The 14,756-nt window shown below is 64.8% G+C and carries 16 protein-coding genes; 10 read left to right on the top strand and 6 right to left on the bottom strand.

The features are described 5' to 3' along the window. Positions 1-6: 6 nt before the first annotated feature. A complete protein-coding gene (locus IE101_RS12045) occupies positions 7-585 on the bottom strand; it encodes a cupin domain-containing protein (RefSeq protein WP_189634095.1) in 579 nt (192 codons plus the stop codon). Positions 586-714: 129 nt separating this feature from the next. On the opposite strand from IE101_RS12045, the gene IE101_RS12040 reads away from it, so the two are divergent. The 3 genes from IE101_RS12040 (at position 715) to IE101_RS12030 (ending at position 4,782) form a co-directional block, all read left to right on the top strand. Further along, on the top strand, positions 715-1,998 hold the full coding sequence (locus IE101_RS12040; protein WP_189634094.1) for a 4-aminobutyrate--2-oxoglutarate transaminase: 1,284 nt from the start codon (positions 715-717) through the stop codon (positions 1,996-1,998). Beyond that, positions 1,995-3,467, top strand: coding sequence for an NAD-dependent succinate-semialdehyde dehydrogenase (locus IE101_RS12035; RefSeq protein WP_189634093.1), 1,473 nt, complete (start codon positions 1,995-1,997; stop codon positions 3,465-3,467). Before IE101_RS12040 ends, IE101_RS12035 begins: the two co-directional genes overlap by 4 nt. 97 nt (positions 3,468-3,564) lie before the next feature. Beyond that, positions 3,565-4,782, top strand: coding sequence for an FAD-binding domain-containing protein (locus IE101_RS12030; protein ID WP_189634092.1), 1,218 nt, complete (start codon positions 3,565-3,567; stop codon positions 4,780-4,782). A gap of 20 nt (positions 4,783-4,802) precedes the next feature. On the opposite strand, the gene IE101_RS12025 is transcribed toward IE101_RS12030, so the two are convergent. Both IE101_RS12025 and IE101_RS12020 read right to left on the bottom strand, forming a co-directional pair. Then, the gene (locus tag IE101_RS12025; RefSeq protein ID WP_189634091.1) at positions 4,803-5,066 is read right to left on the bottom strand and encodes a DUF982 domain-containing protein; all 264 of its coding nucleotides are present in this window, start codon (positions 5,064-5,066) and stop codon (positions 4,803-4,805) included. An 81-nt stretch (positions 5,067-5,147) separates the two neighbouring features. Then, positions 5,148-5,354, bottom strand: coding sequence for a cold-shock protein (locus IE101_RS12020; RefSeq protein WP_189634090.1), 207 nt, complete (start codon positions 5,352-5,354; stop codon positions 5,148-5,150). A 273-nt stretch (positions 5,355-5,627) separates the two neighbouring features. Here IE101_RS12020 and IE101_RS12015 point away from each other — a divergent pair, with 273 nt between their 5' ends. The 4 genes from IE101_RS12015 to IE101_RS12000 are packed head-to-tail and all read left to right on the top strand — an operon-like array spanning position 5,628 to position 9,112. Continuing rightward, on the top strand, positions 5,628-5,966 hold the full coding sequence (locus IE101_RS12015) for a hypothetical protein (protein WP_189634089.1): 339 nt from the start codon (positions 5,628-5,630) through the stop codon (positions 5,964-5,966). Next, positions 5,966-7,873 carry an outer membrane protein assembly factor BamB family protein gene (locus IE101_RS12010; protein WP_189634088.1) on the top strand — a complete coding sequence of 636 codons (1,908 nt, stop codon included), beginning with the start codon at positions 5,966-5,968 and terminating at the stop codon, positions 7,871-7,873. The genes IE101_RS12015 and IE101_RS12010 overlap by 1 nt, the downstream gene beginning before the upstream one ends. Positions 7,874-7,883: 10 nt before the next feature. After that, a complete protein-coding gene (locus tag IE101_RS12005; RefSeq protein WP_189634087.1) occupies positions 7,884-8,603 on the top strand; it encodes a cytochrome c oxidase assembly protein in 720 nt (239 codons plus the stop codon). Next, positions 8,600-9,112, top strand: coding sequence for a CopD family protein (locus IE101_RS12000; RefSeq protein WP_189634086.1), 513 nt, complete (start codon positions 8,600-8,602; stop codon positions 9,110-9,112). The genes IE101_RS12005 and IE101_RS12000 overlap by 4 nt, the downstream gene beginning before the upstream one ends. Here IE101_RS12000 and IE101_RS11995 read toward each other — a convergent pair. Next, positions 9,067-9,588, bottom strand: a complete 522-nt coding sequence (locus IE101_RS11995) for a DUF2231 domain-containing protein (RefSeq protein WP_189634085.1) — start codon at positions 9,586-9,588, stop codon at positions 9,067-9,069. The two genes, IE101_RS12000 and IE101_RS11995, sit on opposite strands and share 46 nt — an antisense overlap. Before the next feature lie 126 nt (positions 9,589-9,714). On the opposite strand from IE101_RS11995, the gene IE101_RS11990 reads away from it, so the two are divergent. Genes IE101_RS11990 through IE101_RS11980 form a run of 3 tightly spaced genes read left to right on the top strand, consistent with a single transcriptional unit; the run spans position 9,715 to position 13,063 of the window. Continuing rightward, a complete protein-coding gene (locus IE101_RS11990) occupies positions 9,715-10,260 on the top strand; it encodes a cytochrome c oxidase subunit II (protein ID WP_229804140.1) in 546 nt (181 codons plus the stop codon). Next, positions 10,257-12,767 carry a cbb3-type cytochrome c oxidase subunit I gene (locus tag IE101_RS11985; protein WP_189634083.1) on the top strand — a complete coding sequence of 837 codons (2,511 nt, stop codon included), beginning with the start codon at positions 10,257-10,259 and terminating at the stop codon, positions 12,765-12,767. The genes IE101_RS11990 and IE101_RS11985 overlap by 4 nt, the downstream gene beginning before the upstream one ends. After that, on the top strand, positions 12,764-13,063 hold the full coding sequence (locus IE101_RS11980; RefSeq protein WP_189634082.1) for a hypothetical protein: 300 nt from the start codon (positions 12,764-12,766) through the stop codon (positions 13,061-13,063). Before IE101_RS11985 ends, IE101_RS11980 begins: the two co-directional genes overlap by 4 nt. A 78-nt stretch (positions 13,064-13,141) precedes the next feature. Here IE101_RS11980 and IE101_RS11975 read toward each other — a convergent pair whose 3' ends face one another. Both IE101_RS11975 and IE101_RS11970 read right to left on the bottom strand, forming a co-directional pair. After that, positions 13,142-14,380, bottom strand: coding sequence for a methyl-accepting chemotaxis protein (locus IE101_RS11975; protein ID WP_189634081.1), 1,239 nt, complete (start codon positions 14,378-14,380; stop codon positions 13,142-13,144). Continuing rightward, the gene (locus tag IE101_RS11970; RefSeq protein ID WP_189634080.1) at positions 14,377-14,688 is read right to left on the bottom strand and encodes a hypothetical protein; all 312 of its coding nucleotides are present in this window, start codon (positions 14,686-14,688) and stop codon (positions 14,377-14,379) included. The genes IE101_RS11975 and IE101_RS11970 overlap by 4 nt, the downstream gene beginning before the upstream one ends. Between the last annotated feature and the right edge of the window lie 68 nt (positions 14,689-14,756).

The following is a 14,756-nucleotide window of genomic DNA, read 5'->3' as shown; positions in this document are numbered from 1 at the left end:
GCGGCGTCAGAACGTCGGCGGGGTGCAGGCGCTGATCAGGATGCAGGCTACATCGGCCGGGTTGCGGAAACGGTGGGGGCGGCGGCTGTCGAAGATATAGGCGTCACCGGGGCCAAGCAGGGCAACCTCTTCGCCCACGGTGATCTCGATCTGCCCCGAGATCACGATCCCCGCCTCTTCGCCCTCATGGCTGTAAAGCCGCTGGCCAGTATCGGCGCCGGGTTCATAGGTTTCGTGCAGCATCATCAAGGTATGGGTGCCGGGCTTGCCCACCCGCAAAAGCGAAAGCTTCGTCGCCGTGGCCTCGGGTCCATAGATCGCGGGCGTGCCGATATCGACCAGATCGGCATGGCGGTAAAAGGTCTTGGGTTCGTCCGCGCTGTCCTCGGCAAAGAAATCCGACAGCCCCATCGGGATGCCGTCGAGGATCTTTTTCAGGTTCGACACCGAAGGGCTGATCTTGTTCTGCTCGATCATCGAGATCTGGCCATTGGTCACGCCTGCCCGCTGCGCCAATTGCCGCTGCGACAGGCCGCGCCCTTCGCGCACGGCCTTCAGCCGCTTGCCGATGTCAAAATCCGTCATGCGTTCCTCACTTCAGGCTGAACTGTAGCGCCAAGGCCCTGCCGCGGAAAGGTGTTCAGGATAATAAACATCTTGATCCGAAAATCGCAATGTTTAAGATATTGAACACCACCTGACGGGAATCACATCATGTCGAACTCTGCCCTTGCCGCCCGCCGTTCCGCCGCCATCGCGCGGGGCGTCGGTGTGTCCAGCCCCCTCTTTGCCACCCGCGCGAAGAATGCCGAACTTTGGGATGCCGAAGGGCAGCGTTACATCGACTTTGCCTCGGGCATTGCGGTGCTGAACACGGGCCACGGCCATCCGCGGGTTGTGGCAGCGGTGAAGGCGCAAATCGACGCCTTCAGCCATACCTGCCATCAGGTCGTGCCCTATGAATCTTATGTGGACCTGGCCGAGCGTCTGAACGCCGCCGTGCCGGGCGACTTTGCCAAGAAGACGATCTTCGCCACCACCGGCGCCGAGGCCGTTGAAAACGCGGTCAAGATCGCCCGCGCCTATACCAATCGCCAAGGCGTCATTGCCTTTTCCGGCGGCTTCCACGGGCGCACCTTCATGGGCATGGCGCTGACGGGCAAGGTGCAGCCCTACAAGGCGGGCTTTGGCCCGATGCCCGGCGATGTCTGGCATGTGCCCTATCCGATGGCGGCCCATGGCATTGATGCCGCCCGCAGCCTTGAGGCGATCGAAGGTCTGTTCAAGGCCGATGTCGATCCGGCCCGCGTTGCCGCCATCATTATCGAACCCGTGCAGGGCGAAGGCGGCTTCTACCCCGCCCCGGCCGATCTGATGCGCGGGCTGCGCGCGCTGTGTGACAAGCACGGCATCCTGCTGATCGCGGATGAGGTGCAGACAGGTTTCGCCCGCACCGGCAAGCTGCTTGCGATGGAACACTACGACGTGGCGGCGGACCTGACGACCATGGCCAAATCGCTGGCCGGGGGCTATCCGCTTTCGGCCGTCACGGGCCGGGCCGAGGTGATGGATGCCCCGAACCCCGGTGGCCTGGGCGGCACCTATGGTGGCAGCCCGCTGGGCATTGCCGCGGCGCTGGCGGTGCTGGATGTGATCCGCGACGAACAGCTCTGCGAACGCGCGAATGTTCTGGGCGACAAGCTGAAGGCGCGCCTCAAGGGCCTGCAGAACGAGGTGCCCGAGATTGCCGATATCCGCGGCCCCGGATTCATGATCGCAGCCGAATTCATCGGGGCGGATGGCGCGCCGCTGCCCGCGATGACGCTGGCCGTGCGGGATGAGGCGATGAAACGTGGCCTGATCCTGCTGACCTGCGGCGTCTATGGCAATGTCATCCGCTTCCTGTCGCCCATCACCATCGAAGACGAGGTCTTTGATGAGGCGATGGACATTCTGTCGGAGGCAATCCGCGCCGCCAAGAAAGGGCTTTCCGCATGATCGCCGCCGATCTTCTGAACCGCCTTGCCGACAAGAGCCTGCTGCCTGCGGCGGGGCTGATTGCCGGGGAATGGCGCGCTGCTGCGGCCTCGGGCAAGCAGTTCAACGTGACGAACCCCGCGACCGGCGCTGTCATTGCGACGCTGCCCGACATGGGCGCTGCTGAGACGGCCGAGGCGATTGATGCCGCCCATGCCGCGCAGGTCGAATGGGCCGCCCGCACCGGGAAAGAGCGCGCGGGTATCCTGCGCAAGCTCCATGACCTCATGGTCGCCCATGCCGATGATCTGGCCACGATCATCACAGCTGAAATGGGCAAACCCTGGGCCGAGGCGCGGGGAGAGGTGCTTTATGGCGCGTCCTACGTCGAATGGTTCGGGGAAGAGGCCAAGCGCGTCTATGGCGAAACCATTCCCGGCCATCAGCGCGACAAGCGTCTGATGGTGATCCGGCAGCCGGTGGGCGTGGTGGGGGCGATCACGCCCTGGAACTTCCCCAATGCCATGCTGGCCCGCAAGATGGCGCCCGCACTGGCGGTGGGTTGTGCCATGGTGGCCAAGCCCGCCGAACAGACCCCGCTTTCGGCGCTGGCGCTGGCGGTGCTGGCGGAACGCGCGGGCCTGCCGCTTGCGCTGTTGTCGGTCATCACCGGCACCGATGGCCCCGCCATCGGCAAGGAGCTGTGCTATAACCCCAAGATCCGCAAGATCACCTTCACCGGCTCGACCGAAGTGGGGCGCATCCTGATGCGGCAAGGGGCGGACCAGATCAAGAAGATGTCGATGGAGCTGGGCGGCAACGCCCCCTTCATCGTCTTTAATGATGCCGATCTGGATGCCGCTGTCGAAGGTGCGCTGATCGCCAAGTTCCGCAACAACGGCCAGACCTGCGTCTGCGCGAACCGGATCTATGTGCAGGCGGGCGTCTATGACGCCTTTGCCGACAAGCTGGCGGCGGCGGTGGCCAAGCTGCAGACCGGCGATGGATTTGCCGAAGGCGTGGTGCTGGGCCCGCTGGTCGATGGCGACGCACTGGCCAAGGTCGAGGCGCATGTCGCCGATGCCTGCGCGCAGGGCGCCAGCGTCCTGACCGGTGGCAAGGGTCTGGGCGGGCTGTTCTATGCGCCGACCGTGCTGAAAGGTGCCACCCCTGCGATGCGCCTTGCGCGAGAGGAAACCTTTGGCCCGGTCGCGCCGCTGTTCCGCTTTGACACGGTGGAAGAGGTCATCCGCCTCGCCAATGACACGGAATTTGGCCTCGCCTCTTACTTCTACGCCCGCGACATCGCGCAGGTCTACCGCGTGGCCGAGGCGCTGGAATATGGCATGGTCGGCATCAACACCGGCCTGATTTCGACCGAGGTTGCCCCCTTCGGCGGCATCAAGCAATCGGGTCAGGGCCGCGAGGGCAGCCATCACGGCATCGACGACTACCTCGAAACCAAATACCTCTGCCTCGGCGGGGTTTGAACGCCGGTTCCCCGCCTGTCGGGGAACAGACGATCTGCATTGATTTTCCGGCGGCGGGACACACCTTCCTGCCCCGGGATCAAGCAATGTGGATGACATGACCGAACGGATCGCAACTCGTGCCGAAGGCGAAAGACAGCTGGCGGCCTTTGTGCCCTGCATGGGGCGGCGCTATGCCAACGGTCGCAATACCGATCACGGTCCTGGCGCGCATCAGGCAGTGTCGATGCTGTCGCCCTATATCCGGCGCCGTCTGGTTCTTGAATCCGAGGTGGTCGCAGCGGCCCTTGCGGCGCATGGTCCGGCCGAGTCCGAGAAATTCGTCCAGGAGGTGATCTGGCGCGGCTATTTCAAAGGCTGGTTGGAGCGCCGTCCCCAGATTTGGACCCGCTATCGGCAGGGGCTGACCGCCGATCTGGCTGCGCTTGGCCGCGACCGGCGCCTGCGGCGGGATGTTGATCGGGCGATGCAGGGCCAGACGGGTCTGGCCTGTTTCGATGCCTGGGCGGAAGAGTTGGTCGAAACCGGCTATCTGCATAACCATGCGCGGATGTGGTTCGCCTCGATCTGGATCTTCACCTTGGGCCTTCCATGGCGGCTGGGGGCCGATTTCTTTCTGCGCCACCTGCTGGATGGGGACCCGGCCTCGAACACGCTGGGCTGGCGCTGGGTTGCGGGGCTGCACACACGGGGCAAACCCTATCCGGCCGAGGCGCAGAACATTGCAACCTTTACGGCGGGCCGGTTCACCCCCCGTCCCGGTGAACTGGCCGAAGTGACCGAAGGGCTTGAGGCGACGGAGCCCGAGGGCCTGCCGCCGGTCTTGCCACTCCGCGATCTGCCGCGCCTTGTGCCCGGTGTGCCGACGGCGCTGTTGATCACCGAAGAGGACTGTCGCTTGGAAGATTTCGACCTGTCCGCCGTGCCGATCTGTGCCACGGCCACGCTTGCGGCCAGCGATCTTCGATCTGGGCTGGGGGTCTCGGACCTCGTGCATCGGTTTGAAGCCGCTGCACTGGACGATGCGGCCACGCGGCTTGGCGTGGTGCCCGATCGGCTTCGGGCCGACGATCCCGCTGCGCTGGCACGCTGGGCCGCCGCGGCGGGCGCCGCCCAGATTGTCACGCCTTTCGTGCCGCAGGGGCCGTTGCGCGACTGGTTGGATGAGGCTGCACCCGCGCTTGCGCAGCGCAACATCGTTTTTTCGGAAATCCGCCGCGATTGGGACAGCGTCATCTGGCCCCATGCGACGGCTGGCTTTTTCAAGGTGCGCCAGCAGATCCCGAAACTGATGGCGCAGCTCTTGCCGATGTGACGTCGCAGCTTTGCGGCGGCTTAGTGGGTTGTCGACATCAGCGTTTCGGGCAGGAAGCCGGCAGAACGGGCGGCCTGAATAAAGGCGCGGCGGGCGGAACCGACGGGCACAAGGCAATCCATCGCCGCCTCGACCTGTTTGACGGCGCAAAGCCGGGCGTCATCCTGCACGGGCCATTTGCGGCGCAGCCACCACGCGGCCTGTTCAAGGGTTGAAAACGTCTGCACGTCGCCCTCGGGCGAAATGACAAGGGACAGGGGCGAACCCCAGTGAATTTCCATCATGATTTTCTTGGGTAAATGAAAGGCGTCTGCCCTGCGGGCGCGCCAAGGGGAAGAGGGGCCACCGGCCCCCCTTCTGCGGTCTCAGGCGAGGGTCAGGTTGGTCGCGGATTCACGACCGTTGCGATCACGCTCGATATCGAAGCTGACGGCTTGGCCGTCATTCAGGCCGCGGATCCCGGCGCGTTCCAGAGCGGTGATGTGGACGAACACGTCCTTCGACCCGCCTTCCGGAGCGATGAAGCCGAAACCTTTGGTGGCGTTGAACCATTTCACGGTGCCATTGGCCATTGTGATATTCCTTTAAAGAAAGCCGCCCGCGGAATTGCAGCGGCGTAGCACAGCTGCAAATCGAAAGCTGAGCCGAAAGGAACAGGGTTCGAAAGAAGAATGCACCCCTCATATACGCCTTCTTGCGCCGAAATACGAGTCCCGTGCCCAAAATAAGCCGAAATAAATTCCGGCACGGCGTTGCAGGTGCAATCCGGTGCGGCTTCGGCCCGCCGGAACAGTTTCGCTGCTGGCCGGTTGAACCCGCATTCCAGGGCATGAATGGGGGGCGGGATGCTACAGTCATTGGCGATGGTGGCAGCGCTGCTGGGGATGGGGCTGGCCGCCTATCTTTGGCAGGTTGAGGGAAGCGGCATCACCGGCACGGCGGGGGCGCTGCTCGCGCTGCTCGGGGCGGGTGCGGCCTTTCTGGGTGCGATCCTTGCGGCGATGATGCGATCCTGGCGCCATCTGCGGGGCGTTGTCACGGGTCTTGCCCTTTTGGCCGCGACGCTGACTGCGGTGGCTGCATGGTTTTTGATGCAGAACGTGCTGGTGATCGTGATGGCGGTGGCTGCGCTGGCGCTGCTTCTGGATTTGGCTTTCACGCCGGCGTGCAGGGGGGTGATCTGATGTGGGGCCTTCGCGTTCTGCTGGGTGCAGTCGTCGGGCTTGCTGGCCCCGTGCAGGCCGAACAACCGCGCTGGGATACGTTCAACGGCACCCTTGCCGCGACCAAGTTCGCGGATGTGACCACATTCACCCCCGAAACGGTCGGCAGACTTCAACGCGCGTGGGAGGTGAGGACGGGCGATGTTTCGGACGGATCGGGCGACCTGCCCGAGACGGTCTGGTCCGCCACGCCGATCTATGCCAACGGGACACTTTACCTCGGGACGCCATTCTACCGCATTCTCGCGCTTGATCCTGCCACCGGGCAGGAGCGCTGGAGCTATGATACCAGATCCACACTCAAGGCGCTGACCCAGCCTGCCTTGAAAAACCGGGGCGTTGCCTATTGGGAAAGTGGCGCCGATGGGCCCTGCGAAAAGCGGGTCTATCTGGGGACGATGGATGCCACATTGCATGCCGTTGATGCCGATACCGGACAGCCCTGCGCGGATTTCGGTGAAAACGGGGTGTTGAACGTCAACCAGTGGAACGAAACCAACGACGTTTTCCCCTTTTCCCTGCTGCAACCGCCAACCATTGTCGGCGATGTCATCCTGATAGGCTGGTCCGGCAAGGATTGGGCCTATTCGGTCGAACCGCCCGGCAATCTGATGGCAGTCAGTGCCCGCACGGGCGAACTTTTGTGGGACACCGGTTTTATTCCGGCCGATCTGATCCCGCGAACCGGCACGGCAAATATCTGGTCTTCGATGTCGGCAGATCCGGATTTGGGGCTGGTCTATGTGCCTGTGTCCTCGCCCTCGCCAAATTATTGGGGCGGAAACCGGCTGGAGGGCGTGCCGCTGGCGACGTCGATCACGGCGGTCGAGATCGCGACCGGCAAGATCGCCTGGTCCTATCAGCACATCCATCACGACATCTGGGATTATGATACGCCATCAGCGCCGACGCTTGTGGACCTGCCGCGCGGAGGGGCGCAGGTGCCCGCCCTGGTGCAGACGACCAAGCAGGGGCTGATCTTCGTGCTGGATCGCCGCACGGGCGCACCGCTCTTTCCGGTGCGGGAACGCCCTGTGCCCGCCTCCGATGCGGAAGGAGAGGTCGCGGCGCAAACCCAGCCCTTTGTGCCGCATCCGCCGCCCACCGTGCCGGTTGACGCCCTGCCCGAGGTCTGGTGGTTGGCCGATGCGCTGTCCTTTGGCCAATGTTCGCGCGACCGTGACCGGTTCCGCTATGACGGGATGTTCACCCCGCCCTCGACCCAAGGCACGCTGCTTTGGCCGGGAACGGCGGGGGCGAACAACTGGGGCGGTGCGGCGGTCGATCCGCGTCACGGCATCCTGTTCGTCAACAGCAGCCGTGTGGTGCAGATCATCCGCCTGATCCCCCGTCATGCCTATGATGGTGAGGTCCGCAAGGCAACCAATGGCAGCATCGAGGGCGGGAATGAGGCAGGTTTCCACGCGCAAGAGGGCGCCCCCTACGGGATCGAGCTTTATGAATGGACCAACAGCCTTGGGCTGCCTTGCTGGGCGCCGCCCTATGGCACATTCGCGGCCTATGATCTGGCCAGCGGCGACCGGTTGTATGAGGTGCCCTTCGGCCTGACGCAGCGCTGGGGCTTTTACGGGCTGCGCAGCTGGGGATCGCCCACGCTGGGGGGGCCGGTGGTCACGGCGGGCGGCGTCGTCTTTCTGGGTGCGTCGATGGATGACCGCGTCCGCGCGCTGGACGCTGCAACCGGACGCGAACTGTGGTCCGACATCGTCGCCGCGCCCTCGGTGTCGATCCCCGCGGTTTTTTCGCATGAGGGGCAGGATTACGTCGTCTTTGTCGCCGGGGGCAATTCCATTCTGAAGCCAAGGGTGGCCGATCAGGTCGTAGCCTATCGTCTGCCACGGGAATAGGGGACGGGGAATGGAGCCGACACTCTTGCAAGGTCTTTACTGCGGGCCTGCACCCGACCCCGCTGCGCTGTGGAACAGGTGGAACATGGACCCGCTGCTCTTGCTGGCGCTCGGCATGCTGGCGCTGTCCGTGCGGCGCAGTCCGACCGGGCTTGGCGGGGTGGGGGTTCTGGCGGTGGCTTTTGTCTCACCGCTCTGTGCGCTGTCGGCGGCGCTCTTCTCGGCCAGGGTGTTGCATCATCTGGCGCTTGTGGCGGTTGCGGCCCCCCTGCTGGGCCACGCGCTGATGCGCGCCCGACTGGCGGGTGGGGTGTCTCTGCCTGTCGCGTTTCTTCTTCAGGCGCTGGCGCTGTGGGTCTGGCATCTGCCCGCGGCCTATGACGCGGCCATGGGGCATATGGGGCTGTATTGGGTCATGCAGGGCACGCTTCTCGGCCCCGCGGTGCTGTTCTGGATGCGGGTTCTTGATCCTGCGCAGTCGACCGGACGCGCCGGGATCGGCCTTGTGGCCACCTATGTGCAAATGGCGCTTCTGGGCGCATTGCTTACTTTCGCCCCTGTTCCGCTTTACGCCATTCATGCCGTGGCCCCGCTGCAATTTGGTCTGACGCCGCTGGCCGACCAGCAGCTGGGGGGGCTGATCATGTGGGTGCCCGCCTGCCTGCCCTATCTGGTTGCGGGGGCGCTGATCGCGCGGCGTGGGTGGGCGCGGCTGGGTGTGCTGGCATGACGGCGGTCATGTTGGGCCTTTTGCCCCATCTCAAGGTGCTGCACATCCTGTTCCTCGCGGTCTGGATCGCCGGGTTGACAGCCCTGCCCGTGCTGTTGGCAGAACAGGACCGGGCCATGCGGGGGCCATTCTTGGGGCGCCTGCGGCAGGTCACGCATCGGGGATTTATCTGGTGTGTCACACCGGCCGCGGTGCTCACCGTCGCCACTGGAACGAGCCTTATATTCCTGCGCGCCGTGTTCAGCCCCTGGATGTTTGCCAAGCTGGTCTGCGTGGCGGCGCTGGTTGGCCTGCATGTCTGGATCGGCCATGCCATCGCCGCCCCGTCCAAGGGCCCGCAATCGGCGGCGCGATGGGTGCCGGGCCTGCCGCTGCTGCTCTTGTGCCTGGTGGTTGCGGCGGTACTGGCGCTGGTCCTGGGCAAGCCCGACCTTGACCGGCTGCCCTTTCCGATCTGGCTGCGTCAGCCTCTCGGGTTTTCGTTGCCCTTCGACAGCCCCAATCCGTAATCGAAGACGAGCTTGCCGCCATGCCAACCCGTTGCCACCACCAGCAGCACCGAAACGCCGGTCATCAGCAGACCCCAGGGCAGCACGGCCGCGACATGGCCGGTCAGCCGCCAACCCCAGTTCAACCCCAAGAGCGACAGCAGCGTCATGGCAATGATGAAATGGGTCCAGGCCATCGCGCGGATCCGGATGCCCGGCACGATCAACAGCTCGATGGTGCCGGTGATCCCCGCGCCGAGCCCGAACAGGAAGGCCGTTCCCGAGGCCCAGAAGCCCGCCCATGCCCATCGTGCCGCGCCCGACCACCAGTAAAGCGCATCTGCCCCGAAGGCGCAGAAGGTCAGCGCGACGGGGAAGGCCACAGTCATCGCATGCAGCGGGTGGCCCCAGATCGCCACCTTCGACCGGCTGTCGCGAAAGGGGGCGTCCTGGCCGACCGTATCGGTGGCGTCAGGCAGGCTGTTTCCTGGGGGCATGGTCGTCTCCTTGCCATCGGGGGTGCAGGCATAACCCCTGTCGGGCTGGGAGGTTGCAAAACCCATCTTTCGACGCTGGACGCAGCGGGCCCCGCCGCGCGCGACATTGCCGGGCTTTGGTCGGTGATGTTGTGGAGCAGCGGGACGATCTTCGTCTTTGTCATGGTGCTGCTGGCGGTCGCCCTGCGCCGGGTGCCGCGGATCGCGACAGAGCGGTTCTGGTTCTGGGGTCTGGGGGTTGTCTTTCCGCTGGCCATTCTGGCAAGCCTCACGCTCTATGGTCTGATCCTGGGCCAGCGCCTTGCGCCTGTCCCCGCGCCCGATCTCGTGCGGGTCGAGGCCGAGGCCCGCCAATGGGCCTGGACCTTCCGTTATGCCGATGCGCCGGGTCTTGTGACCCATGGTTTGCTGCATATCCCCGCGGGGCGGCCCGTCGATGTCGATCTGACCAGCGTGGATGTGATCCATTCCTTCTGGGTGCCGCGCTTGGCGGGCAAGCTGGATGCCATCCCCGGCCATGTGAACCGCCTGCGCCTCAGCGCGGACCAGCCCGGAGACTACGCCGGCGCCAGTGCCGAGTTCAGCGGTCGGGGCTATACCGGGCATGTGTTTTCCGTTCGGGCCCATGCCCCTGCCGACTGGCAGACCTTTCTGCAGGGGATGAACCCGTGACGCCGCGCCTTGGCCCCCGTCGCAGTCGCGCGCTGCAGCTGCACCGCAAGCTCATCACGGTGTGGTCGGCGCCACCGGGGTGGCGCGGCTGGCTTGTGACCACCAACAACAATGACATCGGACTTCTGTTTCTGGGGGTGGCTACGGCGTTTTTCGTGATCGGCGGTCTTTTGGCCATGCTGATCCGGATTCAGCTGGCCACGCCCCGGTCTGCCTTCATGGCAGCAGAGACCTATAGCCAGATTTTCACCATGCATGGCACAGTGATGATGTTCCTGTTCGCCATCCCGTTTTTCGAGGCGCTGTCGATCCTTCTGTTGCCGGGGATGCTGGGCACCCGTGACATGGCCTTTCCGCGTCTGGGGGCCTTTGGCGTCTGGGTCTATATCTTCGGTGGCAGCGCGGTGATCGTGGCGATGATCATGGGCCTTGCGCCGGATGGCGGCTGGTTCATGTATCCGCCGCTGTCTTCGACCGCTTTTTCGCCGGGGATCGGGGCGGATGTCTGGCTCTTGGGCATCACCTCGATCGAGGTTTCGGCCATCGCGGCCGCGGTCGAGGTGGTGGTCACGGTCCTGCGGTACCGGGCGGCGGGCATGTCGCTGGCGCGGATGCCGATCTTTGCCTGGTACATGCTGGTCGTGGCGCTGATGATCCTCACAGCCTTTCCGCCGATGATCCTGGGGTCGGTGCTGCTTGAGGTCGAACGCGCCTTGGGCTGGCCATTCTACCGGGTGGAGGAGGGGGGCGACCCGCTGTTGTGGCAGCATCTTTTCTGGCTGTTCGGCCACCCCGAGGTCTACATCATCTTCCTGCCTGCCGCCGGGATGATCGGCACCATCCTGCCCGTGATGGCACGCACGCAGATCCTGGGTTACGGCTGGGTGGTTGCGGCGGCCATCTCGCTTGCTGTTCTGAGCTTCGGGCTCTGGGTCCATCACATGTTTGCAACCGGCATTCCGCAGCTGGGGCTTGCCTTCTTTTCGGCGGCCTCGACCCTTGTTGCGGTGCCGACGGCCGTCATGGTCTTTGCCTGGATCGGCACGCTGTGGCAGGGGCGGCCGGTGATGCATCTGCCGATGCTCTGGATCCTCGGGTTCTTCGCGACCTTCGTCATCGGGGGGCTGACGGGCGTGATGCTGGCCATCGTGCCTTTCGATTGGCAGGTCCATGACACCCATTTCATCGTGGCCCATCTGCATTATGTGCTGATCGGGGGCTATGTCTTTCCGATGATTGCTGCGGTCTACTATTTCCTGCCGCTGCTGACAGGTCGGCACCCGCAGTTCCGGCTGGGCAGGATCGCCTTTTGGGTCACGGTTCCTGCCTTTCACCTGACGTTCCTTGCGATGCATTGGGCAGGGCTTCTGGGCCAGCGCCGCCGGATCGCCACCTATGAGGCCGAACAGGGATGGGAGGCGATCAACTTCAGCGCCTCAATCGGGGCCTTTGCCTTGGCGATCGGATTTGCGCTGGTGATCCTTGATCTGGGGCTGAACGCGGTCCTAGCCCCGCGCAGTCGGCGGAACCCCTGGGCGGCTGGCACGCTGGAATGGGCTGTGCCCCTGCCATCACCGGTCTACGGTTTCGGCGCGATCCCGGTGATCGAGGGGCGGGCGCCGCTGGACATGGACCCCGCGCTGCCCCATCGCATTGCCCGGGGTGAGGGGTACCTTGCCGGGGCGGACCGCCATCGCCGGGAAACCCTGATCGTCGATACGGCGACCGGCGCCCCCGCACAGGTCGCCGTGCTGCCGGGGAATTCGATCCTGCCGTTCCTGCTGGCCATCGTGACCAGCCTGTCCTTCCTTGCGCCCTTGTTCGGAGCCCATCTGGTGTCGGCGCTTGCGCTGGTCGGGGTGGCCGGGCTGGCGGTTTTCTGGGCATGGACTTCGGGCCGCAAGGTTGATGAGGGGCCGGTTGACGCGGGCCTTGGGCAGATCTTGCCCACCAGCCATGAGGTGCCCGATCCACCCGGCTGGTGGGGATCGTTGCTTCTGCTGCTGGCCGACGGGGTGCATTTCGGATCGCTTCTCTTTGGCTATGCCTTCCTGTGGACCATCGCGCCGAACTGGCCCCCACCCAGCTGGATCACGCCGGGGCTGGTCGGGCCGATCTTGGCAGGGGGCGGGGGGCTCGCCTTGATGTTCGGCCCGCGCCGGACAGTACGGGCAATCAGCCGCAGTCAGCCGCCGCGCACAGGCCTGGCGTTGACCGGCGTCGGGGTTCTGGCATTGGCAGCGGCCGCAGGGTGGATGCTTCGAAACGGGCCTGACCCGACCAGCCATGCCTTCGGCGCCACGGTCTGGCTTTTGGCGGGGCATGTCCTGCTGCATGCCGTCATTACCCTGATCATGCTGGGTTTCCTCGCCCTGCGGATATGGCGCGGCTATACTTCGCCGCGCCGCAACGGAGAGGCGCGCATCCTCCAGTTGTGGGCTGATTTCACCGCTGTGACGGGGCTGCTCGCCCTGACCGCTGCTTGGGCGCCGGGGGCTTTCGCATGATGGGGGCGCTTGCTGTCAGCCTGCCGCTTCTGCTGTGGATGATCGGGTTCAGCGGGATTTATGGTCTGCACGGGGCGACCTGTGCGACCGGAGGCACCCCGTTGTCGGTGGGCCTGCCTGCCGTCGTCGCCGTGACGGCAGCCCTACAGATCGGCCTTTTGGCATGGATTCTGTTGGGCGCCCCGCGCCAACTGCCGACGTTTCAACGAAGACTGTCGCGCACCCTTGCTTTTGTCGCCAGCGCGGCCACGCTCTGGACCGGCGTGCCGGTCTTTGTGCTGCCGCTCTGTGCCTGACCCCGCCATACAGCGGCGCAAACGTATAGCCCCGCCGCAGTGCAAACAGCGCGGCGGGGCCCCTTTGCCTTGATCGGTTCAGGCGGCGCGGATCTGATAAATCGTGGCCTCTGGACCGTCCTCGGCTTCGACCATGCTGTCGATCTTGGCAATGGCCCGGTTGACCTGTGCCAGTCCTTCGGACTGTTCCACCGCGCCATAAGCAATCCCGCGCACCAGTTCATTCAGATTGCCAACTTCATCAACGATGCGGCTCAGCGCCTCGCGGGTTTCCCCGACAAGCTCGACGCCTTCAACCACCCGCACGCCCGAAGTCGAAACCAGCGTCCGGATTTGTTGGGTCGCATCGGCTGAACGTTGTGCCAGAACGCGGATTTCATTCGCGACCACAGCAAAGCCGCGACCCGCCTCCCCGGCGCGGGCGGCCTCAACCGCTGCGTTCAGGGCCAGAATATCGGTCTGGCGCGAAATATCGTCGATCACAGCGACGATGGCGCTGATCTGGCCTGCGGATTCCTCGATGGCCTTCATCGCCTCCATGGCGCGGCGTACCACGGCGTCCGAGCTTTCTGCATCGCCCTTCGCCTTGGCGACCACCTTTTGCGCATGGGCGGCGCTGCTGGCTGCCGCACTGGCAACCGAGGCGATCTGTTCCACTGCCGAGGCCGCGGTCTGGCCTTCCTGGCGGGTGCGGTCCGCGGCGGCAATGGCGCGTTCGCGTGCTGCCTCGGCGGCGGCGCGGGCTTGGGCCGCCTCGGCCGCATGTTGTGCAAGCTGTTCGCGCGACGCCCGGATTTCCGCCGCCGCCCGCGCGCTGCGCTGCATCGACCAGGCCAGGATCGCGGCCTCGAAAATCACGATGCCTGCGTGCAGGAGGGTGCGAAGGACAACCTCCGACAGATCCGACACCGGATAGACCAGTGTGGGCAGGACAAGCCCCATAAGCAGGTGATGCACGGCCGTCACCACAACCGCGAACAACAGCGCGGGAATGCTGCCCATGGTGGCGATGATCGCGAGCATCGCGAAAAATGTCATATGGGTGTCAAGTTGCCAGCGATGACCCGCGAAAGCGGCGGTCAGTGCGATGCACTGGCCAATCAGGGACAGTGCGATCGGCAGGCTGCGCAGCGAAGGTTTGACCCCCCGCGCCGCAAAGGCGATGCCCCCGAACAAGAGGCCTGAAATGGCCACGGTCAGGATCGGCCCGCCGACAAGAAAAGCCGAAAGAATCGGGATCGGGACCGTGCCCAGGGCCACAAGGCGGACAATGCCTACGATGTCCGTGTGTTGATCGAATTGATCAGCTGCGCTCATTCTTCCTCCTCCGTCCCGCAGAGAAAACTGGCTGCGGTCCCGTCCAGAACGGCGAAGGCCCCGGCGTGATTTAGCGCCTCGGCAGTGGCACCCATGGCCAACACGGCCAGGGGCGCGCGGGCTGGGCCGATTACCTGCCCCCCTGCCGCCGCAACAATCAGTGCCGGATCTTGCCCCCAGGGAAGCGATACAACCACAAGCGGCCCCGTGCTAACCGCCTGTGGTTGCAAGATAAATGCCGTCGCCTCGAGCCCGAGTGCGACGATGAGCCCGAGGGCGATCAGAAGGCCTGGCAGGATCTTGTGCATGGCCGATGATCCCGTGGCCGGGTCAGGCGGTCAACGGCCCCATCCGGATGCGGCACATACCCCATCTT

Origin of the sequence: Gemmobacter lanyuensis (assembly GCF_014652355.1) — a bacterium.
Taxonomy (GTDB): Bacteria; Pseudomonadota; Alphaproteobacteria; order Rhodobacterales; family Rhodobacteraceae; genus Gemmobacter; species Gemmobacter lanyuensis.
Note: the sequence above shows the minus strand (reverse complement) of the source record. Positions and strands in the feature narration are given on the sequence as shown.

Bases quoted from the DNA above. Each gene is read 5' to 3' on its own strand.
- IE101_RS12035 (WP_189634093.1), top strand. From the start codon at position 1,995: ATGATCGCCGCCGATCTTCTGAACCGCCTTGCCGACAAGAGCCTGCTG.
- IE101_RS12020 (WP_189634090.1), bottom strand. From the start codon at position 5,354: ATGGCCAATGGCACCGTGAAATGGTTCAACGCCACCAAAGGTTTCGGC.
- IE101_RS12030 (WP_189634092.1), top strand. From the start codon at position 3,565: ATGACCGAACGGATCGCAACTCGTGCCGAAGGCGAAAGACAGCTGGCG.
- IE101_RS12010 (WP_189634088.1), top strand. From the start codon at position 5,966: ATGTGGGGCCTTCGCGTTCTGCTGGGTGCAGTCGTCGGGCTTGCTGGC.
- IE101_RS11975 (WP_189634081.1), bottom strand. From the start codon at position 14,380: ATGAGCGCAGCTGATCAATTCGATCAACACACGGACATCGTAGGCATT.
- IE101_RS11980 (WP_189634082.1), top strand. From the start codon at position 12,764: ATGATGGGGGCGCTTGCTGTCAGCCTGCCGCTTCTGCTGTGGATGATC.
- IE101_RS12005 (WP_189634087.1), top strand. From the start codon at position 7,884: ATGGAGCCGACACTCTTGCAAGGTCTTTACTGCGGGCCTGCACCCGAC.
- IE101_RS11995 (WP_189634085.1), bottom strand. From the start codon at position 9,588: ATGCCCCCAGGAAACAGCCTGCCTGACGCCACCGATACGGTCGGCCAG.
- IE101_RS12000 (WP_189634086.1), top strand. From the start codon at position 8,600: ATGACGGCGGTCATGTTGGGCCTTTTGCCCCATCTCAAGGTGCTGCAC.
- IE101_RS12045 (WP_189634095.1), bottom strand. From the start codon at position 585: ATGACGGATTTTGACATCGGCAAGCGGCTGAAGGCCGTGCGCGAAGGG.
- IE101_RS12040 (WP_189634094.1), top strand. From the start codon at position 715: ATGTCGAACTCTGCCCTTGCCGCCCGCCGTTCCGCCGCCATCGCGCGG.
- IE101_RS12015 (WP_189634089.1), top strand. From the start codon at position 5,628: ATGCTACAGTCATTGGCGATGGTGGCAGCGCTGCTGGGGATGGGGCTG.
- IE101_RS12025 (WP_189634091.1), bottom strand. From the start codon at position 5,066: ATGATGGAAATTCACTGGGGTTCGCCCCTGTCCCTTGTCATTTCGCCC.
- IE101_RS11990 (WP_229804140.1), top strand. From the start codon at position 9,715: ATGTTGTGGAGCAGCGGGACGATCTTCGTCTTTGTCATGGTGCTGCTG.
- IE101_RS11970 (WP_189634080.1), bottom strand. From the start codon at position 14,688: ATGCACAAGATCCTGCCAGGCCTTCTGATCGCCCTCGGGCTCATCGTC.